A 599-nucleotide genomic window follows, 5' to 3' on the forward strand; every position below is an offset into this window, starting at 1 on the left:
TAGCCGACCATGCGCGGGCGCCTGACCGAGGCGTGCACCTTCTGCGAGGGCCACTGCCGCTACGCCTCGGCGCTCGTCGACAGGCGCCCGCGCATGGTCGGCTACCAGGCCGCCGGCAGCGCCCCCTTCCTGCGCGGCGGCCCGGTGGCGGAGCCGGAGACCGTGGCCACGGCCATCCGCATCGGCAATCCCCAGTCCTGGCAGCAGGCGCAGGCCGTCAGCCGCGAGTCCGAGGGGTGGTTCGACGAGCTCACCGACGAGGAGATCCTCACCGCCCAGCGGACCCTCGCCGCCCGCGAGGGTGTCTTCTGCGAGCCCGCCTCGGCCGCCTCCGTGGCCGGGGCGATGCGGGATATCCGCAGCGGCCGCATCCCGGAGGGCAGCACCGTCGTCTGCACCCTCACCGGCCACGGGCTCAAGGACCCGGACGTGGCGATCTCCCAGGCCGGCGACGCCGTCCAGACGGTGGACGCCGAGTACGAGGCCGTCCAGCGGGCCATCGTCGACCGGCTTTGAGCGAGCGGCTGCTGCGCCTGCGGGTCCCCGGCCTGCTCGGCCCAGGGAGCGGGCCGAGCAGGCCGGGGACCCGCAGGCGCAGC

1 pseudogene is annotated in these 599 nt (G+C 75.5%); it reads left to right on the plus strand.

Annotation, left to right across the window (positions count from 1 at the left end):
- Positions 1-21: 21 nt before the first annotated feature.
- A pseudogene (locus CKO13_RS12460) lies at positions 22-516 on the plus strand (pyridoxal-phosphate dependent enzyme); the annotation flags it as partial.
- Between the last annotated feature and the right edge of the window lie 83 nt (positions 517-599).

The sequence above is a fragment of the Halorhodospira neutriphila genome, assembly GCF_016584055.1.
In the GTDB taxonomy this organism is placed as follows: domain Bacteria; phylum Pseudomonadota; class Gammaproteobacteria; order Nitrococcales; family Halorhodospiraceae; genus Halorhodospira; species Halorhodospira neutriphila.